Source organism: Bradyrhizobium sp. 25ACV, from assembly GCF_054863005.1.
Genome location: NZ_JAVAYO010000002.1, coordinates 612,291 through 633,394, shown reverse-complemented (window position 1 = coordinate 633,394; position 21,104 = coordinate 612,291). Strand labels below are relative to the sequence as shown.

At 58.2% G+C, this 21,104-nt stretch carries 18 protein-coding genes and 1 pseudogene; 4 read left to right on the top strand and 15 right to left on the bottom strand.

Annotation, left to right across the window (positions count from 1 at the left end; genetic code table 11):
• Positions 1–140 precede the first annotated feature (140 nt).
• Positions 141–347 (bottom strand): cold-shock protein, encoded by a 207-nt coding sequence (locus tag RAD04_RS06685; protein WP_461623101.1) that lies wholly within the window; start codon positions 345–347, stop codon positions 141–143.
• A 634-nt stretch (positions 348–981) separates the two neighbouring features.
• Between RAD04_RS06685 and RAD04_RS06680 the strand changes: the two genes are divergently transcribed.
• Both RAD04_RS06680 and RAD04_RS06675 read left to right on the top strand, forming a co-directional pair.
• Positions 982–2,232: a pectate lyase family protein gene (locus tag RAD04_RS06680; RefSeq protein WP_461623100.1), complete on the top strand. Its 1,251-nt coding sequence runs from the start codon at positions 982–984 to the stop codon at positions 2,230–2,232.
• Between the two features lie 980 nt (positions 2,233–3,212).
• A complete protein-coding gene (locus RAD04_RS06675; protein ID WP_461623099.1) occupies positions 3,213–3,419 on the top strand; it encodes a hypothetical protein in 207 nt (68 codons plus the stop codon).
• A 932-nt stretch (positions 3,420–4,351) separates the two neighbouring features.
• On the opposite strand, the gene RAD04_RS06670 is transcribed toward RAD04_RS06675, so the two are convergent.
• The 5 genes from RAD04_RS06670 to RAD04_RS06650 all read right to left on the bottom strand — a co-directional run bounded on the left by RAD04_RS06670 (position 4,352) and on the right by RAD04_RS06650 (position 10,478).
• Complete coding sequence (locus RAD04_RS06670) at positions 4,352–4,744, bottom strand: hypothetical protein (protein WP_461623098.1); 393 nt, start codon at positions 4,742–4,744, stop codon at positions 4,352–4,354.
• A gap of 1,168 nt (positions 4,745–5,912) precedes the next feature.
• Complete coding sequence (locus tag RAD04_RS06665; RefSeq protein WP_461623097.1) at positions 5,913–6,218, bottom strand: HU family DNA-binding protein; 306 nt, start codon at positions 6,216–6,218, stop codon at positions 5,913–5,915.
• Between the two features lie 448 nt (positions 6,219–6,666).
• Positions 6,667–6,849: a hypothetical protein gene (locus tag RAD04_RS06660; RefSeq protein WP_461623096.1), complete on the bottom strand. Its 183-nt coding sequence runs from the start codon at positions 6,847–6,849 to the stop codon at positions 6,667–6,669.
• 606 nt (positions 6,850–7,455) lie between these two features.
• Complete coding sequence (locus tag RAD04_RS06655) at positions 7,456–7,716, bottom strand: hypothetical protein (RefSeq protein WP_461623095.1); 261 nt, start codon at positions 7,714–7,716, stop codon at positions 7,456–7,458.
• A 2,507-nt stretch (positions 7,717–10,223) separates the two neighbouring features.
• Positions 10,224–10,478 (bottom strand): hypothetical protein, encoded by a 255-nt coding sequence (locus tag RAD04_RS06650; protein ID WP_461623094.1) that lies wholly within the window; start codon positions 10,476–10,478, stop codon positions 10,224–10,226.
• A gap of 290 nt (positions 10,479–10,768) precedes the next feature.
• Between RAD04_RS06650 and RAD04_RS06645 the strand changes: the two are divergent.
• Positions 10,769–11,151 (top strand): annotated as a pseudogene (locus RAD04_RS06645) (VOC family protein).
• On the opposite strand, the gene RAD04_RS06640 reads toward RAD04_RS06645, so the two are convergent.
• From RAD04_RS06640 to RAD04_RS06600, 9 genes are all read right to left on the bottom strand, one after another.
• Positions 11,148–11,753 carry an LOG family protein gene (locus RAD04_RS06640; protein ID WP_461623093.1) on the bottom strand — a complete coding sequence of 202 codons (606 nt, stop codon included), beginning with the start codon at positions 11,751–11,753 and terminating at the stop codon, positions 11,148–11,150. The pseudogene RAD04_RS06645 and the gene RAD04_RS06640 sit on opposite strands and share 4 nt — an antisense overlap.
• Positions 11,754–12,060: 307 nt before the next feature.
• Positions 12,061–12,855, bottom strand: coding sequence for an SDR family NAD(P)-dependent oxidoreductase (locus tag RAD04_RS06635; RefSeq protein ID WP_084302125.1), 795 nt, complete (start codon positions 12,853–12,855; stop codon positions 12,061–12,063).
• Between the two features lie 506 nt (positions 12,856–13,361).
• Positions 13,362–14,108 carry a sulfotransferase gene (locus tag RAD04_RS06630; protein WP_461623092.1) on the bottom strand — a complete coding sequence of 249 codons (747 nt, stop codon included), beginning with the start codon at positions 14,106–14,108 and terminating at the stop codon, positions 13,362–13,364.
• A gap of 188 nt (positions 14,109–14,296) precedes the next feature.
• Positions 14,297–15,085 carry an ABC transporter permease gene (locus RAD04_RS06625; RefSeq protein WP_426413953.1) on the bottom strand — a complete coding sequence of 263 codons (789 nt, stop codon included), beginning with the start codon at positions 15,083–15,085 and terminating at the stop codon, positions 14,297–14,299.
• 3 nt (positions 15,086–15,088) lie between these two features.
• Positions 15,089–16,048: a nodulation factor ABC transporter ATP-binding protein NodI gene (gene nodI, locus RAD04_RS06620; protein WP_461623189.1), complete on the bottom strand. Its 960-nt coding sequence runs from the start codon at positions 16,046–16,048 to the stop codon at positions 15,089–15,091.
• A 180-nt stretch (positions 16,049–16,228) separates the two neighbouring features.
• Positions 16,229–16,831: a nodulation methyltransferase NodS gene (gene nodS / locus RAD04_RS06615; RefSeq protein ID WP_461623091.1), complete on the bottom strand. Its 603-nt coding sequence runs from the start codon at positions 16,829–16,831 to the stop codon at positions 16,229–16,231.
• A 50-nt stretch (positions 16,832–16,881) separates the two neighbouring features.
• The gene (nodC, locus tag RAD04_RS06610; protein WP_461623090.1) at positions 16,882–18,216 is read right to left on the bottom strand and encodes a chitooligosaccharide synthase NodC; all 1,335 of its coding nucleotides are present in this window, start codon (positions 18,214–18,216) and stop codon (positions 16,882–16,884) included.
• Positions 18,217–18,232: 16 nt separating this feature from the next.
• Positions 18,233–18,931: a chitooligosaccharide deacetylase NodB gene (nodB, locus tag RAD04_RS06605; protein ID WP_270163074.1), complete on the bottom strand. Its 699-nt coding sequence runs from the start codon at positions 18,929–18,931 to the stop codon at positions 18,233–18,235.
• Positions 18,886–19,521, bottom strand: coding sequence for a NodA family N-acyltransferase (locus RAD04_RS06600; RefSeq protein WP_049823391.1), 636 nt, complete (start codon positions 19,519–19,521; stop codon positions 18,886–18,888). Before RAD04_RS06600 ends, nodB begins: the two co-directional genes overlap by 46 nt.
• A 482-nt stretch (positions 19,522–20,003) precedes the next feature.
• On the opposite strand from RAD04_RS06600, the gene RAD04_RS06595 reads away from it, so the two are divergent.
• Entirely contained in the window at positions 20,004–20,969 is a 966-nt protein-coding gene (locus RAD04_RS06595) for a LysR family transcriptional regulator (RefSeq protein WP_461623089.1), read from the top strand.
• Positions 20,970–21,104 lie beyond the last annotated feature (135 nt).

Here is a 21,104-nt window from a genome sequence, read left to right as displayed (position 1 = left end):
GTTCGAAAACGATGATCAATATCCCTGTGGGATAAGCGTCGCCAAAGACCTGCTTTGGAAAAGTGAAACCGGGTCATGAAACCACAAGGCGCACGGCAATATGGCCCCCTGACCTCAGCCCCCGCTTAAAAAAGCAGAAGCTAGATGAGGCGCAGGTTTTCGGCTGATATTTTCCCCGAGCGGCCGATCTTTGGTTCATAGCTGATCTTGTCTCCTTGTGGGAGTAGGACCAAGCCAGCCTTCTGCACTGCAGAGATATGAACAAACACGTCACGGCCGCCATCGTCCGGCGCGATGTAGCCGTAGCCTTTAGTCGGATTGAACCATCTCACGGTTCCAGTCGCCACTGTCTTTGCTCCCGAAAAACGACACTGAATCGCGCTGCGATCTAGCAGCCGCGTTGCTCACCTCAGCAACTCGCATGCCGCTCCCAACGCGCTGTGGATAGGTGTAGAAGACTGTGTGTTTGGCGCGAATTCGCGGGATTCTTGGTCTGTCGTTCTTGAATGCCATTCAGCGAATGTCTTCAACCCGACAACATTGGTATGACAAAATACCGAGAGCGATGACTTCGGCCCCTCTCCTGTACTCATTTGTCCCGTGCAGATCACAACACGAGACTCGCTGGATCGTCTTATTCAAGTGATGTTGAAGTTCGTTGCGACTGACGTTTGGCAGCGGTCCAATTGACCAGCAGATCTCTGCGGGCCGGGCGAGCCGCTCGATCATTTGCAGACCTGAATTTTATGGGAATGGGCCATCCACCGCCAAACCAAGGAATGCGTGCGCTACCCTCCAGATTCTTCTTGTGCATGCTAGGCCGGTGCATTTAGACGGCTCACAGGATCGGCACCGTCGAGCCGGGATGCAAACAATGCGCAAAGAGACTCGATCCACGTGGCTGGCCGTTCAATCCGACGATGGGTCGTCTCAACGTTTCTTTCATTTGCCGATGGAGAGTCGATGTCTACGAGGCTAGGGGTGTGCCAGCTGAAACAGTTATTGGGAATGCTCGCTAGGCTCGCCGGCATTGTTGGGATCTCCTGTGCTACCGCAGCGAGCAATCCGCGATGGGACAGCGCACAGGGATTTGGTGCTGGAACCACGGGCGGCCTGGGAGGCGAAGTGGTTCAGGTCAGCTCGCTCAAAGATCTGACTTATCAATTGTGTCGGTCGTATAGCTCTGGAATCTGCAATGACGATAGTCCGCGCGTTGTCCAGATCGTCGGGACCATAGACTTCACAGGAACGGAAGGGCGAGGCGAGGGTCCGGGTTGTCAATACAGCAACAGCTGTCAGACGCCCTATAAGGGTGAATCGCTGCTCCTCTTGGATGGACTCGATACGCACTGCGACGGCAAGCTCAAAATGGAAGTCAGCTTCGATAAAGCGGGCAAGCATCCCTTGGAGGTCGGATCAAACAAGACCGTGATTGGCGTCGGATCAAACGCTACAATCAGGGGCAAGGGACTACGACTGAATGGTGTGAGCAACGTCGTTGTCCGCAACCTGACCATCCGTGACATCAATCCCGGCATTGTCTTCGCGGGCGATGCGATTGCGATTTCGCGGGCGAACTTGGTTTGGATCGACCACAACCGCTTTCATAATATCGGGCGCCAGATGATTGCTGGCGGCCTTAGGGCGACGACGAATATCACGGTCTCGTGGAACGATTTTGATGGCAGGGATACCTACTCCTCTTATTGCAACGGAGCGCATTACTGGAACCTCCTTTTCCTTGGCAGTCCTCAGTCGATCACGGTTGCTAACAACTACTTCCATGAGGTCTCTGGACGGGCTCCGCACATTGACGGTCTACGGTCGGTCATTCACCTGGTGAACAACTACTTTCACAACACCGAGCTGCTGCAGCGCAATGGTTTCTTCCACGCCCTGGATGCCGGACCATCTGTTCAAGGCCTGATTGAGGGCAACTACTTCGACAACATTGAAACCCCGATCAAGGCCGAGAGTGGGCATGTCTTTGGCGCACTGGGAGGCGTAAATCGGGAAATGCAAGATCTCTGCCTAGCCATGCTAGGACGCATGTGTGCGGGCAACATCGCGAGGCCCGCGCCGCGGATCAATGGATTCCGGCTGGATGAAGGCGTCATCAGATCTTTTGGCGCTCTTCCGAAGGCGGCTATTCATCGTCCCTTCCAGGCGGATGATGTCCCGGCATTGGTCACCGCCAACGCAGGTCCCGGCCACGTTTCAATTTTCCGATAGGGTCCAGCGAAGCTGCGACCGCGCGCACGCATTTGGCCGAAGGTCCCGCCCAAGTCTCCGTCCACGAAACACGATATTCTCCGAACTGATTGAGACCTCATCGGCAGCTGCCGTCGGTTCAAAAACAAATGCCGGCTTGTGTCAACGAAAGCAGCCCTTGCTGCGCCGCGCTGCTTCAACGGGCTAACACAAAAGGACTTTCGGATGCGGCGCCCTATTCCTGCTGTTGCAATCAAAGAACGCACTTTTCCATCGTGACCGCGGGACATTTAGCGGTCTTGCGGCGCAAACAAAGGAATATCTCAGGTTTGAGAGAGCTGGCATGAGTCATTTGGATTAGCAGTGTTCCGGAGCGACGGCTTGACGCCACGCTCATGGATCTCGGGCGGCCAGTAAGAGTACGTCATGGGGCATGAATGCTACAGAGACTTGGCGCAGCAGGCGCGTGATCTCGCTGAGCGGGCAGATCCATTCACCAGGCAGCGCTTGCTGAAGCTGGCCGGCAGCTACGACGTGAAGGGCGGAAATCTGGCGCGGGCGCCACGCCCGACGGAGCGTCCGCTGCCGATTCCGCGTACCGCGCCGCCCGCATCGATCTTTTCAGGTCCGGGCGAAGCTGATGAAGTTCGGTGCAGGCCACCCGTTCGCTGATCCCGAAGCCGCGGCACGCAAGCCATCGCTGGCGGCATCGAGCCCAACCAATGGCCAGTTCCTTTGCGATGCCAGCCGCACCGGCGGCGGCTTCCGAACGGGCCTGACGTTGGCGGTCGAACGCGACTGGATCAAGCGGCACGAGTCCCGAACACATGTGAGACCGGCTGAGCACGGAATTGGATCTCGACTAGTTGTCGAGCGCGAAACGAAGCGCTCTCGCTCTCGGTTGCTTCGCTTGAGCCGACCGCCTTCTTGAATTGATCGGAAGTTCAGGCCGATCAGGCAAGCGAAAAGCATCATCGACGAGCATTGGGAGGATGACGGCCATGATGGACGACAATTTGGCGCGGATGCGCACACATCTGAGCGCCATCCAGCGCCACCGACGACTGCTTAAGACCAAGCTCACTGAACACGACCGGCAGTACGTCTGCAGACGCCTGTCGGAGGAAGAGTGCGCGCTCGAAAGCTTGCGAGCGTCTATTTTTCCCATGGTGTTCGAGAGCCCCGGGCCGATGACGTCGGCCTCCTAGCCGGTGCGGTCGTATCGATAGCGACGGATTACGCGCGCAGGAGCGCCGCTATGGCACTCACGTCAGCGCCTTCATATATTGGCTACAGATATTGGAGTCTTTTTTAGGTGCGTGGCCTGCTAATTCTCTTTTTGACTTTTGTGATTATGCTGTCGGCGCGCAGCCAGCATAAGATTGGTTTCGTGCCGCGTCCAACGGCATCCATGCCACCGGTCAATGTGCCCTAAAGGCCGAAGGTTTGACTCAAACAGCGCGGATTGCGCTGCAACGTGCTCCCGTCTCTCTGGGAGCTCGGACCGGTTTACGTTAGGCGGAGCCTCGGTTTCCAAGTTGTCTGAGGACCTGCCGGAAGCGGGCAAGCCATGCCTCAAGCCATGCGTCAGTTGAGGTCAGTTGCGCTGCTGCGATCGTGCGCGGGCTTGTCTCATCAACAAGGAAGATTTGAGGACGGCTGTTTTGGTTTCTGACTGGATCTTGCACTTCTCCCACCCTTTCGCGAGGAGCGTGGCCAGGAGGTGTCCGGACCTCCCAAGCCACGCAGCCGCAACAGCTCAGTCGGCGAGCGGTTTGGCATGTGCAAAACCATATCGGCTCGCGGGCTGGTTGTATTGATCTAGCGCAAACACGAGAGCGGTTCGCCTCTAACCCAACAGATTTGTGGATTGTCCCGGTTGTATAATCCGAGCAGACCAGCTGCGTTTTTCTGGGCGCATTTTCAGGGCCGCGCTTCAACGGTAGTGCAAATAGCGCGAGTTCTGATCGTGGGCGTCTTTTGCTCGCCCTGCGATGGTGTGTTGCCCAATGAAGTCTCTAGAGCACGCTCTCAAAACCAGCGGGACCAAGCCAGTAGACTGGATTATCGGCGCGGGCTGGTGCCTGCCTTGATCCTGTGAAGCTGTGGTCCGGCGGAATGTCCCGTTTGTGCGAGCGGGTCAGGAAGCGTTTACGCTTCTTCGCACGTGGTCGGAGTGGCGGTGCAGCCGCCGCACGCGGCGACCCGAGTGCGCGAGCACCGGCAGCGGGGCCGCGGGGATGGAGCACTCGGGCGGATCATTTGCGGGCTCGGGGCGACTGGGGCACGCTTCCATGCACTCCAAGACGGCGCGTCCCTTTTCCGTTATGCGCCACCCGCCGTTGATACGTTCAATCAAGGCTTGCGAAAAGATGTCAAGGTCGGGCACAAGCGAACCCAGTCGTCGGGTGCGTTCGGCCCAATCGCTACCGCTGGTCGCCAGGATCGCCATGTCGCGCTTCAAGTCCGCCATCACAGCAAACCCATCCGGATAGCTCACCAGGATCTTAAGAACCGTGACCTGGAAGTTCACGCGGCACCCTCTTGTGACTATCGCCACATCGTCGGCGCCTTCGAGAGCGCTTCGCGGCGAACCTGCCGTACACAGTCGGTCGACGTCTCTCCCCCGGTGGTTGCTCCCAGGACTTTTGAGGCGACATTGGTCCGGCCGCCGGTGTCGTACCGGGACACATACTCGCAGATCTCGTCAACAACCCTGCGCATCCGAGCAAGAATGACCACCTGAATGTCCATAAACTAGAATAATGGGCGGGCTATGCTGGTATAAATAGGACTGGCCGAAACCCAAACTACGCCTCGCGATCGCAAGGTGCAACGGCTCCTCGACGATACCTGCATAGTCCGAGGAGCCATACCCAATGCAGCTCACCGACTGGGGCGCAGACTACGTCCGGGCGACATCCGGTTCTAACGCCGTATGGGCCGCCGTCTTGTTCCGCGCAGTGCCGAGTCCTCCCATGGCAATGCTGCCGATGACAGGCCGTTGCCTCAAGACGTCAGGAACCGCCGGCCGACCGGCGCCGATCATCAATGTCGGCATGAGTCCAGGCGGCTGCCGCCGATTACCCCAAATGATGATGGAGCTGCCGATCCGACGCCGCCACCGTCATCATGATCATCATCATCTCATGGACATATCGTTCGGCAGCAGCATCACAACGGCTACGAGGCGCCATCCACCACACCAAGGCTGCGGCCGTTTTCCGGCTTAGTTTCCGTTTCGGCGCAGTTCTACGGCCGGGAGCGCAAAGGTCACGATCGTCACATCGCCGGAATGAATCGCCTCTTTTCTCGGGCGCGGTGAAGCCAACGTTCGGATCGCATCAATCCACGCGCCGCGGCGTCGATCAGGGCTTGCTTTTACTATTAGCGTTACCGATCGCAACGATTTTGACGTCCGCCGCCGACGGCCATGCCTCGCCAGCGCCTCGACTGGCGGCAAGACGAGCTAGATCCGCGTGGTCTTCGCCAACGATCCGCACGTCTGGTCGTGACCGTCGTCCCGGACTGCGTTTCCCAACTTTCGGCCCCCTGCCAGGCGGGTCAGCATTCATCACTCGGCTGACAGCCAGCTGTTGGCCGATGAGCTTCATACGGCATCCCTACGCCGGCAGTGGCAACCTCGGTCCGCCATCCGTCCTCGCACCAACGCCACTTAGCGCGATTCACGGCAGGAGACCTCATGATGTCGCGACTGCGTCTTTAGCAACCTTGAGCGGCGACGCCTTGACCGACTTGCTGGCTGGCTTGGCTGCGAATTCCATCGGCTCCTTCGTGAAAGGATTAACTCCGCTGCGGGCTTCAGCAGCAGGCTTGTTTACGACCGACATCTTGACGAAGCCGGGGATGACGAACTCGCCAGACTCGTTCAACTCCTTGTAGCCGACGGTCGCCAACTGCTCGATGACTGCCTTTACGTCACCTTTGGAAACCTGCGTTCCTTGAGCAATTGCGTCAATGAGCTGGTTCTTGGTCATCTTGGTCACGATGAATTCCTTTGTCGCGCGAAACGATACAGTGCGTGACGTATCGCCGGCTCTATTGCTGTTGCGAGAATACGGCAAAACTACACGAAATTGCTTCATCCACTGAGGCGACGAAGTCGACCAGCTTAAAACCTATCGGAAGCAAAAACACAACGATCTTTGTTTCCAGCATTTGCTCACTCGTCGCAGGTGGACGGCGCATGCCCTATTCGGTATGCAGGTCAAATGTTTGAAATCGGCCGATGCAGTAGTTAGCGCAGCAATCAGAGCGTATCCATCTCGGTTCTCGCAGACGAGTGATGATCGCATTAGCTTCATTCGCGATGACAGAGCGAACCTCATTCTATTTCAAACTTCGTAACGCTCGCACAGACAAGTCACCTCTGAAGGAAATTCAGCAACCGCGACTGGTGGGGCGGGAGAGAAGCACCAAGCTGATCCCTCTGTCTTACCGGCGATGCCCTAGAGAGATGCCGAGCTTGATTGCCTTTTGACGGAGAGAACCTTCCGTCCTTTTCATAGACTTCGCGATCTTCGCTACCGGCACCTTTGCCTTGGAGTGCGCGCGAAGTTCTTTGACGTCCGCCTTCGTGTACTCGCGGCGGACTACTTTCTTCACTTTCTTCGCCATTGGAAATCTCCACTCGTTGTTGAGCGGGCTTCTAGCACGAAAGATCAAATTAGCAATATTGCGACGCGTCGCATTTCGTGCGATTTATAGACCCCTTTTGCGGATTCACTTCGTTCTGATATCTGCAAAAGTTCTGCCTTCTATTCAGTCAACTACAATTGAGACGCTGAAGGGTTTTCCGGACGCAATGGCGGCCCGATGTTTGGGCGCGGCGCGTCATAGTACCGCCGTCAAGTGTGCCTCGCATGCGATAGGAGCGATGTGGCACTGGGAGCTGGTCGCGGCGCTGAATCATCTGTGCGTGCGCCTGCACGAGGAAGCTGTCACTCAGGAAACGAATTCCTGTAGCTCGCCTCGATCTCGGCGGCCTCGTTGTCGGTCAGTTTGGCAAATTCCTTTTCCCGGCCACAGAGCACCCTTGTTCTGGTGGAGGAAGCGAAATAATAGATCGACAGTGCCGCCCCGCATGTCGACGACCTCCGTCACGCTATGTCTGAACTATCCTAAGATACCCAGATATCTCGCCTCCGCCGGAAGATCTTTATCGATTGTCCTTGCTACGCATTCATAGAGAAATTCGGCGTGAGGCGTGGCAGCGAAGAAGCGTTAGAAATCTGCCGTCTCGTTGAAGACGCGAGCACTCCGTTCGCCCGTCGCCTTCCATTTGATGAAGGGGAGCAGGCGGACAGAATAGCTTTCAAGAATCCGCTGATAAGCGTTGATGTTATCCAAAATGGCCGTGGAGACTGGAAACACCATGCTCGGCGGATCGAAGCCGTGTTCCGCCAGAACGTAATGGATCAGATAGCGATGAAGGCGGCCGTAGCGAATTTGGTGTTGAGCACAGCTTGGCGTGAAAAGTCGCAATTTTCAGTGGAAATCCATAACTTTTACGCCATCTGCGTGAAATATAGAGCCCGAAGTGACAAGAGAGGTGGTGCGGAACGGCCACTTCCTTGCTGACCTATAGAGCACGGTCGTTTGGGCAGGAAATGCGCCGATGCAAACCAAGTAACATTCATGATGGCCATCAGTCATCCGCACTTCTTCGGCCAGCAGCGGTGTCAGGATCAGATCATACAAGAGGCGGTGCATTTGCGCTCAGTTGGATCAGCTCAAGCTGGGGTGGCGAGCGGACGAGCGCGGGCCGCCCTCGCGTTTGGACCGCGGCGCAAACGACCTTTTCCAAGTCAAAGGCGTTCTGACTATCTGCGCAAATTCGGCGCCGTCAGAAAGCATTCGCCCCTGTTCGCGGGCGACGCGCCGGCGCTGACGGCGTACGCGCCGACCGCGGTGCGTCAACGCCGCAAGCTGCGATCGGCAAAGTCTGGAGCACTCAGGTTGAGCTTTTTCGGCCGCCGCGTTGAATCCCTACGACGAGCTTCCATACTCTCCGACACGGCGCGTCCATTTTCGGTTATGCAGCACCCGCGGTTCGTACGCTCGATCAGCGCTTATGAAAAAATGTCAGGATTGGGAATCTGCGAAGCCGGTCCGTTTGGCGTCCGGCCCAATTCTGGCCGCTGGTCGCCAAGTCGTCTTGGCGTGCTTGAGGCCCGCCATCGCGGCGAACCAACGCGTGCCCTTAAGGCGGCTCGCGCTCGCATAAACCCTCACGTCCGTCAGCTGACCGTCAGCTACGCTGACTATGACCCCTCGCCGGCTTGACCAGCCTTGGCACTGTAAACGATTCGCAGAGAGGAACCTGATCCACCATGGACCGCCGAACCGACCGCTACTTCGACCTTATATGGCGCGCCGGCGATGCAAGCCGAGATTGTCCGCTGGGCGATTGCGACAAACGGAACGGATCGGACCAAGGTAGAATGTCTCCAATGCCATGCTGAGCTGCGAGACGTTTTCGAAGCAGTCAAAGTGATCCTCCGTTGATCTGGCAATGGGCCGCAGGCTGCTCAGCGAGAACATCATCTTGGTCCACAGCTGAGTTCAGCCAGAGCGAACCCGCTCCGTGATGATCCGGTCTCACGAAATGAGCCGAGCTTGCTTCCTACCTGATGCTTCAAAAGCCCAATTGTCTGGCAGAGCGCGATGACCAGGGCCGTTGAGAAGCGGGAATGAGCCGACGAAGACACTTATCGCGCCGACACGAGCGGCACTCTCGGGCGACGATCGAGTCCGGGAACCACGCTGCGCCGCATGAGCGTTTCTCGGCGGACATGTGACAGCCGATGATCGGAGCTTGTCAGCATCAGGATCGTGGCCAGTCGTAGCGGGTCGCGTTCGCTCTGGCCGACGAGTTCGAACCTTCGATCGACAATTGAAACACACAGAATAGGAGATGAATGATGCACTGGCGTACACCAAGACTACACCTAAACGAGGGAGATGGCTATTTGTCGTCTGCTGCCTCGCAGCCCCTGAGGACCTGGACTCGGTGGCCGCTCGCGGCCCTTCTCCTCACCTTGATTCTTTGGGGCGCTCTCTTGCTCTTCGCCACGTTCTCGTAAGCGCCATGCCACCCACGGGCTCGCGGCCATCTGGCGGCGCTCCCGCAAGTATCCTCGATGGATCGAGATGTCAGCGAATGCCACGTTTCGAGCTCAACAACACGGCCCTTCAGCGCCACAAAGCGCATGTGCGTTCCACAAGCACACCGCCAGGACTGCCTCGTGCTGGTCGCAATGCCGTTGCCAGTCGCAGCTAGACGCGATCGAGCCAAGCTCGCCCCGCCACGAGCACGACCAAGGCCGCCAGCTGCGTCGATGCGATTGGTCGGCTGGGGCCGCATACGGAAACTGCCGAGAGCGCGACTCTCCTGAACGATCATGCAGCAGCGCCTGCTTGCGCTCTCTAACGCCAAAGGCGCAAGTTCCCGCATGACCGTCATCCGGACTCATTTAGCGCCTACGGGCGGCGACCGTGTTCATGCAGCCTGTCGCTGGAGCTGGCAGCGAGCGCACGCGATGTCCAACCCGACTTTCTCGGAAGCTTGCGCAGCGCTTGCAGCTCCTGAACCACATTTCGTCAGAAGGCGCTCCTGACCGACCTCTATCCGTGTTTGTGCTATGCACCATCGAGATGCCGCAGCTTTGGAGTTCGGTTCACTCCGATTGAAGAAGATCGCGAAACATTAGTCGTGCCATCGACGCATTGATCATCGATCTGAAGAATCGGTGATGGCGTTTTGCGCGAGAACAAGGCGGGCCCGGTTCAGGTGTCGTAGTTTGGATTAATCCCGAGTGGCACGCCGGGACCTGCGCTGGTTGCGAGGTCACGCACTGCCGGGCCGTTTTCCTGTTCACTCGAGCCCAGCAGCGTGGGGCAGATATGCGCACCATCACTTTCCTCTGCCCGATCACACGAGTTGTGGTTCAGCATCGGCTAATCGACGACGATGCGGCCGAACACCAGTTTCAAGGCGTGTTTTGCCCCGCCTGTTCCCAGCTGCACTTCGTAGATCGCAAGACCGGAAAGCTGCTAGGCAGGAAGACGAATGACAGCGCGTCCTCAAAGAGCGGCTGAAGTACGGCGCCGCCGAAAATCCGCTGGCGATACGCGAGCATTTGGCTTCCGAGTTCCATCAGTCTTGAGGTGCAATAGTCAGCATCAGGAGAGTTCATCGGCGGGCTTTTTGCATAGAGCCACCACGTGATCAGCCTGCTCGGCACATTTCGTTTCCTAAATGCGTTGAAAGAACACTGGACCTTAGGCCCGCAATTTTGCACTACGAGAAAATCCGCCGGATGCCCGTGGCGGCAAGTCTCTACAGTGACATTGGGTGAACGCGGCCTGCTACCGTGTGAAGTCGGTGCGCCGGCGTAGGCCGCGGCGGCGGACATACCGGCGGCACCACAAACACCGAGCGAAGCGAAGCAATCCAAAAGTCTTTCCGCGGTAACAGTCCGGATTGCTTCGCTTCGCTCGCAATGACGAGGAGGAGAGAGGGGGAGCACTAGCAATGATCGACCACATCTCCGTCGGCGTCAGCGATCTCAAACGCTCTGCAAGATTTTACGACGCCACGCTCGCTGCCCGCGGGCTCCCGCGCCTGGTCACACGGCATTGCACAATTGGCTTCCGCAAGGCCTATCCGGAGTTCTGGATCAATCTGCGCGAGGCGATGCCGTACGTAGCACCGGAGAGCGGCGTGCATATCTGCCTGCGGGCGAAGACAACCGCCGAGGTCGATGCATTCCACGCTGCCGCGCTTGTGGCTGGCGGCGCATCCGAGGGCGCACCGAGCCTCCGCCCGCACGACCACGTGCGCTACTACGCAGCCTTCGTCGTCGATCTCGATGGCAACCGGATCGAAACGGGACGTTTCCGGCTGAAAAATCTTAGAGCTTCCGCACGATGTCCGGGGCGAGCTGCTTTTCCGCCTCGGCGATCTGGGCCGCCGCCGATTTCAGCTTCGGCAGGATGTCCTCGACGCGATCGGCCTTGAGGATATCGACGGAAAAGCCGGTGCGGATGAACTCGATCTGGCGCATGTGCGACAGCAGCAAGAACAGCGGCTCCCAGAAATTGGCGATATTGGCGAGGAGCACCGGCTTGGCGTGACGGCCGAGCTGCTTCCAGGTCAGTTGCTCGACCAGCTCCTCCAGCGTGCCGACGCCGCCCGGCAGTGCCACGAAGGCGTCGGAGCGCTCGAACATCAACCGCTTGCGCTCGTGCATGTCGGGCGTGACGATCATTTCCTGCACGCGGGTCAGCGCATTCTCGCGCTTCCGCAGGAATTCGGGAATGATGCCGGTTACCATGCCGCCGTGATCGAGCACGGAGGTGGCGACCGAGCCCATCAGGCCAAGCGAACCGCCGCCATAGACCAGGCGGATGTTGTTCTCGGCGAGCGCCTTGCCGAATGCCTTGGCGCCATCGATGAAGTGGGAATTGGTCCCGGGACCGGAGCCGCAATAGACACAGACGGTTTTGATCGTGCTCATTGGTACCATGATGCTTTGCAGCGAAGTCTTTCGCTAGTCCAAGGTGTTGCGTTGAATGACGGGAGCCAGTTTGCATCTGAACAGGCAAGCTTTGGGTTGACGACTCCTGATCGCAAACGGCGCTCTTCGGCAACGCGACCGCACGAGCAAATGTGTTGCACCTTCGTCCGGGGCAACGGATCTCCTGGCCAGATTGCAGACCTGAATTCTTTGACGTGTCGCTTCATTGCAGTTTCGATTGACGGTCGCAGGTGTCGGCCAGAGAGACGGGCTTGTGTCGTGCACCGATCGGTCCATCTTCAGCCGATCAGAGGTGTTGGCCACCATTGATCGGCACTTCGACGCCGGTGATATAACTGGCGTCATCCGAGCACAGGAAGAAGATGACCTTAGCGACCTCTTCAGGGGTCCCCACCCGGCGCAGCGGAATGTTCGGTACGACCCGTGCTTCCGTATCCGGTGACAAAATATCCGTCTTGATCTCGCCCGGGGCGATTGCATTCACACGAATTCCATGCGGCGCGTAGTCGTGAGCCATCTCGCGCGTGAGACACGCAAGAGCGGCTTTCGAAGTCGCGTAGGCACTGCCGGCGAAGGGGTGCACCCGCGAGCCTGCAATTGAGGTCACGTTGACGATCGATCCAGACGCGGCTTTCAATTCGCCAAAGAGCCCCTGCGCAAGCAGAATTGGAGCCACCAAATTGAGATGGAATACGTCCATCCAGGTCTCGATCGATGTCGCCAACGATGTTAGTCGTGCGCCGCTCGTCGTCTTCGGTGACATCGCTGCGTTGTTGACCAAGGCGTGCAACGGCGCGCCCGCGAGGCGCTCTTTAACCTCGGTGATAGCGCGCGGCAGCAACCGATGCTCGCTGAGGTCGAGCTGGACATGATTGTCGGATGCGGCCTCCCAAGGACATCGCCGGGCATCGATCGGTTGCCGCGCGCAGGAGATGATCCTCCAGCCTGCTTCCGAAAACAGCTTTCCGGTGGCGTAACCTATACCACGCGATGCTCCGGTCAGCAGCAGCGTCTTTCGGTCTCTCCGCCGGCCGCGTGCCTTGTCCGATTTGAATGAACTGCCCTCGTTGTCAACCGACATTCGTCTGGCGACCGCATCCTTGTTCGGCAGATCGGCCCTCAAACACGCCTCCTATCAGGTTACACTCAACCTTCTTGGTGCAGGATTTGGGCCATCTCTACCGACAGAGTGATTCACGCGTGTTGCGACGCCAGGCCCCGTGGTTTACGACCTGCTTGGCGAGTTCCAGACATCAAGTCCGTTGGTTTTCCGACAGCGGCAACGCGAGGACCGCGGCAAATGACCTTCACTCTTTTCGCGCACAGCTGCGCAAAACTTCGTTCCGTAGATCTGGGCTGAACGCGCGAGTGACGGTCCTGCCGATGTTGAATGCCGCCGCACGCGGCTCGTCCCGATCCTCGCGGAGCTATTAGCAACAGGAGGGATGCCACCCATCCGGCCATCCAATAGTGCCTTCCAATTCAAGACGTCCGCTCGCTGGCAACCCCAGCGGTTCATACCGCTGCTCTTGCCCCAATCCACCAAGGGGCATTCGAACGCGGGCACCGAGGAATAGAAGGCCATCCTCAGGCGTCAACAGCCTCAAAGTACCTGGCGTAAGGTCCCTCTTTGAATTGGCGACGCAACTCATCAAAATCCTCTACGGTTTGGTCGAGCGGCCGCACTTCCTGGCGCTGAAGTTTGACGCGACCGGAAACATTCCGCATATGAACCCCGAGGAATTCCCAAACCAACTCCAAGCACAGGTGCGGCTCGCGAAGAAGCGTCTCATACTCCAGCTCGAGGATGTTGGTCGACGCGAAGGACTGCCTGATCCTATCGTGGAACTCAGCGGTGGTCTTGAAGTAGGTTTCGCAGGTGCTGACGCTTAGGCTGACGAGTGGCGGTTGCGAGTCGTCGCTATCAGAGCTGTATTTCAGCCATTCACCGGTTTGCCTCGCCTGCACGAGTGAGCGGAGCGATTCCAGCGGATTTCTACGACACACGATGACCTTAAGGCGCGGCCAACCGGCCAGCTCAGCCATCATCCCCGGACGGTCATGAAACTGCGGTTCGTTGATCTTGCAGCCAACATGAGTCACGTCGATTTTGTCGCTCGGCGTTGGATAGCGCAAGTAGGCGCACTCCAGAAGCTCACGATCGCTACGTAGGAGCCGCGCCTTGTCGGGCCAATTTGGATCATACTCATTGAGCAATTCCCCGTTGCTCACCACGTTCGGATGTTCATTGAGCAGTTCTTCCAGATAGTGGGTGCCGCTCCTCGGCATCGCGAGGATGACGAATGGCTCAGGCGATCGTTCCGATTTCAACATTGTGACAGCTCCTGATTGACTCGGTCGAGACAGTTCGGCCCCTAACCAATGAGGCTAGATCAGCCCGCACGTGATACTATCGTTCCACAAGGCGGGATATATCGGTGAGATACGAGCATTCTTGCCGCTGGCTTCCACACCCGCAAATTTCCGCAGAACTGATTCACACTATGTGGGACATGGTTTGTTCAACGCATCAGCCGGCGGCGAAGCAGCAAAGCTGATACGACGAACGCGACCACAGTGTATATGCAAAGTACGCCCACATGCAGGCCGACGCTGCTGGCGTCCCGGTCCAGCATTGCCGGCCGAATGAGATCAATCGAATGTGCTAAGGGCAACGCCTCTGCTACGCGCTGCAGCGCGATGGGCAGTTGAGCAACGGGAAAGATCGCGCCGCACAAGTACATCATGGGTGTGAGAAAGAGGGTCTGATAGAACACGAAGTAGTCGTAACTGGGCGCGAGCGCTATCACAACCATGGCGAGGCTGGCGAAGGCAACACCAGTGAGCGCGATAGCTGGCAGCGCATAAGGGATGGACGGCCACGCCGCATAGCCCAGCGCGGCGGCTACAATCGTAATTCCCGTTCCTGCCAGAACGGCTTTTGTCGCTGCCCACGCCAATTCACCGAGAACGACGTCGCCAAGCGTGAGCTCCGTGCAAAGGATGGCGTCCCAGGTGCGCTGGGCGTTCATCCGAGCGAAGGCCCCATAGACGGTTTCAAAGGTCGCCGAAATCATCGCGCTTGTCGCGACCATCCCAGCCGCCAGAAAGGCGACGTATGAAATGCCATCGACTTGGCCGATCATCAGTCCCAGGCCGAAGCCGAGACCGAACAAGGCGCTCATGGGCTCAGCGAGGTTTCCCAGAAGCGATGCCAGCGCCGCTTTGCGCCAAGCCATATAATTCCGGCGCCATACGGCGCTCCAGTTCCACGCATTGGCGGGCAGAGCCGCCGCATACTGCTCCCACATCATTCAGTCCCTCATCTCCCGACCGGTCAACCGTAAGAAGACGTCCTCGAGGTTCGGTGGCCGCTGAAGCAGACGAAGACCGGTCCGCCCACGCAGCCGCGCGAGCACCTGCTCTGGATTTGGCGCATAGCAAAAGAGCGTCTCGCCGCTGATTTCGGTGCGTTGAGCGAGCGGCTTGATGAGTCCGCAGAGCTCGTTCGGATCGCCACCGTAGACCTCAATGACTGGGCAACCGATCTGTTCTTCGATCAATGTGTGTGGCGGCCCTTCGGCGATCTTGCGTCCTGCCTCGAGGACGCACAGGCGATCGCACAATCGCTCCGCCTCCTCCATGAAGTGCGTTGTCAGAAGAATCGTCTTGCCGCGCGACAGCAGCGCGCGCAGCCGCTCCCAAATCAAATGCCGCGCATGCGGATCGAGCCCGGTGGTCGGCTCATCCAAGATAAGGATCTCCGGATCGTTGATGAGCGCCCGCGCCAGCGTAAGACGCCGCTTCATGCCACCGGACAGTTCGGTCACCCGCGCGTCTGCCTTGCTCTCAAGGCGGGCGAACTCGAGAAGGGACGGAGTGATCTTCTCGACATCCTTTGCTGTCATCCCGAAATAGCGCCCGAACACCAGTAGGTTTTCGCGTACGGTGAACTCGAGATCAAGATTGTCAGCTTGCGGAACGACGCCGATGCGCTTGCGCGCCAATCGAGCGCGTGCCGGCACTTTCTCGCCGAGCACGGTTATCTTGCCAGCCTCGGGCGTGGACATCCCGAGAATCAAACGCGCAATCGTGCTCTTGCCCGCGCCGTTCGGTCCCAACAAGCCGAAGCACTCTCCCGATGCCACCGTGAACGACAGCTGGTCGACGACCACCTTCTCGCCATAGGACTTTTTCACGGCCGTGAAATCGATAGCCACGTTCGATACGCGCCCGGACCCCCTGTCAGCCGGCGTGACCGGCGCCGGCTCCATCGCGATTGTTTGCCTCGAGATTGGCGCTGCGTCGACGCCGCCAAGCATTTTTTCTATTCCTTCTGCTACAATTTGTCGGCCGGACCAGCTCGCTGATCTCGCCTTCAACAACCGCAATGCGATCCATCTGCGATACGGCAACTCTGACATAGTCATTTGTCAGCCTCCGAAGCGGGTTGCTTATGCAGACGGCCTCCGAAAGCTGGCGATCAAGCAATCTTCGTTATCCGACTCACCTTGGCAGTGGACACGCTCGATCTCGACCAACGCTTCATTCAACATGGCGATGACGGTCTCTGCACCGGCCACGTGTCCCCAGCGTCGGCAGATGTGGTCGCGCGCCGATCCGAACACCACAAGCCCGCCTGGCGCGAGCATTCCGACCAAGTTGTCGACCGCCGTGCGCATCTCCAGCGTGTCGCTGAGGTAATAGAGGACTTCTGCTACAACAATAAGGTCGAACCGCTCTGGTGGTGAAAAGTGTTGGAGGTCAGCGACTTTCCAGCCGATGTGTGACCATCTCTCCGTCCGGCAACGTGCGCGGCTAATGGCCTGCGGCACGACGTCGACGACCGTGAGCCGTTTGCAATGAGGCGCGAGCATCTCGGTGAATGCGCCGGCAGCGCAACCGACCTCCAACGCACTCGTGATGCTTTGGCGGGAGAGCGACATCCGAAGCATTTGCGTGTATCGCTCCCGCTCGAACGGATTCGCGTCCAGACGCCACGGATCATCGGCGACCATTTCTCGCTCTAGCAACTGATAGTTCTTGTCTAGGCTCACGAGCTTCTCACCTCTTTGACGCGCACAGTTACGCGTCGCCTCCAGGCCTGTCAGGTACCGTCAACGTCAAAAGCATGTGTACGTGTAGCCGTTTCGCCCATCGACGGTGCAATACCCGAATGGCCTGTGGCATCTAACCTGGCGCTCTGCCTCAGCGTGCTGGCCTGACCTTCACCTGAATCTGGCATGTTGGCGGACTTGCGCGACAACCAGTCACTGTTGCCCAATGTGCACAACGCATATACCTTCACAGGAAGTAACAGGAACATGCTGATCGGTTTGTGTAGAGCGAAAGCGAGAAAGCGAAGCTGTCGGGCACGAAATGCTGCCAAGCTGCAGCGAACCATGGTCATTGACGCGATGATCAGTACCGTCGGCCACGGCAACTCGCTCGTCAGTGCGATTTGCGCAAGCGCGGTCAGTATTGAAACGCCGAGCAGAAGCGGAAGGAGGTTCTGCCCGACAATGTCCAGCGTGATGTAGAAGTCGAGGCGTGGCAGCAGGGGTAGCGCAAGCGCTGTATCCCGGAAGGTACTCCGTGCCCACCGCAATTGTTGACGCAGATATGGCACCAGCCTATCCGGAACGACGGTTGCTGCGATCGCATCAGGAACGTACTCAGTTCGAAATCCGGCCGCGAGCATCAGGATCGTGAGATGGCGATCCTCGCCAAAGTCGCTTGGCTTTCCTCGAAAATACTGCGTCTCGTACTCGTGGAGGACCAAATCGAGCGCCGATCGGCGATACATGGCGCACGGGCCACAGCAACACAAGACGGCTCCGAAGCGAGCTTCCGCCAAACGCTCTTCGTTACAGGCTAGCCAGTACTCCATATCTATCAGCCTGGTCAGCCAAGTGCCGCTTCGATTGCTGGCTGTGAGCTGCCCCATAACAGCGCCAACCGCTGGATTTTGCATCTTCCGTACAAGCTTGGTCACCACGTCGACGGCGATTGTCGAATCTGAATCGACGTTGAGAACCAAATCGCCGGACGAGCGGCGCAGCGCTGCAATTTGCGCCTTGCGCTTGCCAACATTCTTTCCCAGCCACATAAAGTTGAACCGCGGATCATCTGTGTAGGCGTCCTGTACAGGCCACAGGTACCTACGATTTTCCGAGCCGTCATCTACCACATACACCCGCACTTGCCCTTCGTAGTCTTGGCTTGCGATCGACTCCAGGCACGCCGACAGCGTGCGCGGGTCCTCGTTAAAGCAGGGCACGATCACATCGACGCTCGGCAGCGGGCCAATCTCGGAAGCGTCGTCAGTCGGGGACGGGATCTGTGTTCGGAGCGCGTTGAGCGTCTGCATGCTCCTGTAAATGGCGGACAGCAGGGCATAGGACGACACAGCGACAACGCTTGTTGTGGCAAGCAGATTCATGGGGGGCGGCTCTTTTTCAATGAGACTGAGGAAGTGAGCAGATGGCGAATCCTTGCTCGCCCAATGCCGGAATAAGCCGGGAAAGCGCCTCTAGGGTCTGATCGCGACCGCAATCGATGGCTTGTTCGCGCTCGACGGGAGGACATCCGTCGTGCAAGAGCACAACAGCACCGGGCCGGACCGACGCCAGCACTGCGTCAACAATCGCCGGAACGCCTGGACGAGACCAGTCTCTCGGGTCTACTGACCAGTGCAAGGGAACCAGTCCAGCTCTGGTTGACATCGTGAATACCTGGTCAGTCCAGATGCCATACGGAGCACGTATGTGCCGCAGTGACGCCTCGGGACAAACCGTCCTGATGACGTCGCTCGCCGACTGAATCTCATGTTGCACCTCAGCTGGTTCGCATCGGGAGAGATCGGGATGTGTCATCGTGTGGTTTCCGACTTCATGCCCTTCTGCGATTATTCGTTGGATCAGTTTCGGGTGAGCTGCCGCGCACGTCCCGATGACGAAGAAAGTCGCCGGAGCCTCGTGCTCGGCAAGAACATCAAGGATAGACGCCGTCCAACGTGGATCCGGACCGTCGTCAAAGGTCAGGTAAACGTTACGATCTCCGGTGGCGCTAACGTGCTCGCTTCGCGCTTCCGACAAGCGGCCGGGGCAGGTCACAGCTCTGGCCCGTTCCGATCGATCATGGTCCCGACCGGCCATTCGCTTATCGGACGTCCGATTGGGAAGACCAGAACTACCAAGTCGTCGTCGGTACGGGTCGGCGGCAAGTCGAGATGAATATCCGGCCGCGTTGAACGCACGCTCACTCCCGGCAAAACCGTCGCGAGACCCTGACGGCCGACCAGCTTGGTCACATGCTTCTGTAACGCCTGCCGTACTGCACCAAAGCCAAACGGGACCGCGAGCTGCTGCAGCACCGGATACATCACCCGCATTGAGTGCGTGATCCCCAGCCCCTCCAGATCCGGACGAACACCGTACAATCCTAGCTCAGCCACGAGCAGGTCGACGTCCCCGACTTTGATGAAGCGGCGCAGTGCGCCGATATGAGCTGCGATGCCGTGCGCATCGTAGCCGATGACACGAATCTCGGGCCTCGCGCCGGCCCAGCTTCGTCCGCCTTCGAACGGCTTTGCATTGAATTCACCGGTCGGCCCGTACGTCTTACGAAAGAACTCGGACAGTTCGATGTGTTCAGCAAGTTGCAACTCGTTTTCCCAGCACACCCTCCACCGGACTTTGGAGTGCGTCGAGAACACTCCTGTATCGTTGGATATGGCAATGTTCATGGTGGTCCCCGTTGCGACGTTCGATATCTGATCTGGTACTTTGTGCACGCGCGTCACTCATTCTCGCCGGCGCATTCATGCGCCAACGGGACACCTCGGCGCGCGTTGGCCAGTGCCCACCGGTCGGAGGAGCCGCATTCACGATGCAGATGACATTGAGGCGCGGCGCCATTCGCATGAGATCGGGCGGATATTTCAGCCGCACTTTGGGCAGATCGCCTTCGAGCCGCGATCCATTTGGACGCGCCGCCAGCGTGCTTGACATCCGTAAGCGGACCGAGGAACGGCGGGGTCGCGTTCGAGATGAGCCGCGGTGGATACTTAGAGGATGCTAGATAATCCCTCTCGGGGCTGGTCCAACGATTAATAATCATTGTGGTACGCCTCACTCCGATCCGACGTTTTTGGTATCTCGCACTGCATCAAATTGGTAAAATCGATTGTTTCTATGGTAGACATCCACGGGCTGGATACTTCCCACCATGCGTTTCAAAGGGCTTGATCTGAACCTTCTCGTCGCGCTCGACGCTCTGATGACGGAGCGCAATCTCACGGCGGCAGCGCGCAGAATCAACTTGAGCCAGCCGGCCATGAGCGCGGCGGTTGGCCGGTTGCGTTCCTACTTTCGCGACGATCTATTCGCGATGAGAGGCCGAGAACTCGTCCCGACACCACGCGCCGAAGGACTCGCCGGCCCAATTCGCGAAGCCCTGCTGCACATCCAGCTGTCGATTATTTCGCGGGATGCGTTTAATCCAGCTCTATCGGACCGCAGGTTCAGGATCGGCGTTTCCGACTTCGTCATGGTCGTGTTTTTTCAGGCCATCGTGGAGAGAGTCGCACGGGAGGCACCTGGCGTTGCGTTCGACTTTCTGCCCCTCGCCGACGACCCCGATGAGCTTCTCCAGCGCGGTGAGATTGACTTCCTTGTCTTGCCGGAAATGTACATGTCGCGCTCCCATCCAAGAGCGACGCTGTTCGAGGAAAAACTCGTATGCGTGGGGTGCCGGAGCAACAAGCAGCTCTCACGCAAGCTGACGTTCGAGAAATACATGTCGATGGGACACGTAGCGGCTAAATTCGGACGTACCCGAAGGCCTTCGATCGAGGAATGGTTCTTGATTGAGCACGGTCTCAAGCGACGCATCGAGGTTGTCGTGCAGAGCTTCAGCATGATTCCACCCATGCTCCTGGGCACTGGTCGCATAGGCACGATGCCCTCGTTGCTGGCCAGGCATTACGGAAAGACGACGCCCCTGCGGATCGTCGATCTTCCGCTGCCAATTCCGTCTTTCACAGAGGCCGTTCAATGGCCGGCCCTTCACAATACCGATCCGGCGAGCATCTGGATGCGGACAATATTGTTGGAGCAGGCTTCGCGCATGCCTTCGGCGCGCGCGACTGCAGCAACTCGAAAGGTCTTGGTAGAGCATTCGCCTTCCAAGTGAATGGAACACTATTGCAAAATTCAGATGTGAACTGAAAGCGACCTGCTAGTGAACGGCGGCAGAAGGAGCCAAACGTTCTCTTGTTGCATCTTCGCGTTCAACTGTTTCGCCCCGCCATCCGAGCCGGCGCATGAC

Excerpts from the sequence above, each read along its gene's own strand:
- nodI (WP_461623189.1), bottom strand. The coding sequence starts at position 16,048 with ATGGAGCCGGCGCCGGTCACGCCGGCTGACAGGGGGTCCGGGCGCGTA.
- RAD04_RS06635 (WP_084302125.1), bottom strand. The coding sequence starts at position 12,855 with ATGTCGGTTGACAACGAGGGCAGTTCATTCAAATCGGACAAGGCACGC.
- RAD04_RS06625 (WP_426413953.1), bottom strand. The coding sequence starts at position 15,085 with ATGTGGGAGCAGTATGCGGCGGCTCTGCCCGCCAATGCGTGGAACTGG.
- RAD04_RS06675 (WP_461623099.1), top strand. The coding sequence starts at position 3,213 with ATGATGGACGACAATTTGGCGCGGATGCGCACACATCTGAGCGCCATC.
- nodB (WP_270163074.1), bottom strand. The coding sequence starts at position 18,931 with ATGGCCGGTCGGGACCATGATCGATCGGAACGGGCCAGAGCTGTGACC.
- RAD04_RS06660 (WP_461623096.1), bottom strand. The coding sequence starts at position 6,849 with ATGGCGAAGAAAGTGAAGAAAGTAGTCCGCCGCGAGTACACGAAGGCG.
- RAD04_RS06640 (WP_461623093.1), bottom strand. The coding sequence starts at position 11,753 with ATGAGCACGATCAAAACCGTCTGTGTCTATTGCGGCTCCGGTCCCGGG.
- RAD04_RS06600 (WP_049823391.1), bottom strand. The coding sequence starts at position 19,521 with ATGAACATTGCCATATCCAACGATACAGGAGTGTTCTCGACGCACTCC.
- RAD04_RS06630 (WP_461623092.1), bottom strand. The coding sequence starts at position 14,108 with ATGTTGAAATCGGAACGATCGCCTGAGCCATTCGTCATCCTCGCGATG.
- nodC (WP_461623090.1), bottom strand. The coding sequence starts at position 18,216 with ATGAATCTGCTTGCCACAACAAGCGTTGTCGCTGTGTCGTCCTATGCC.
- RAD04_RS06595 (WP_461623089.1), top strand. The coding sequence starts at position 20,004 with ATGCGTTTCAAAGGGCTTGATCTGAACCTTCTCGTCGCGCTCGACGCT.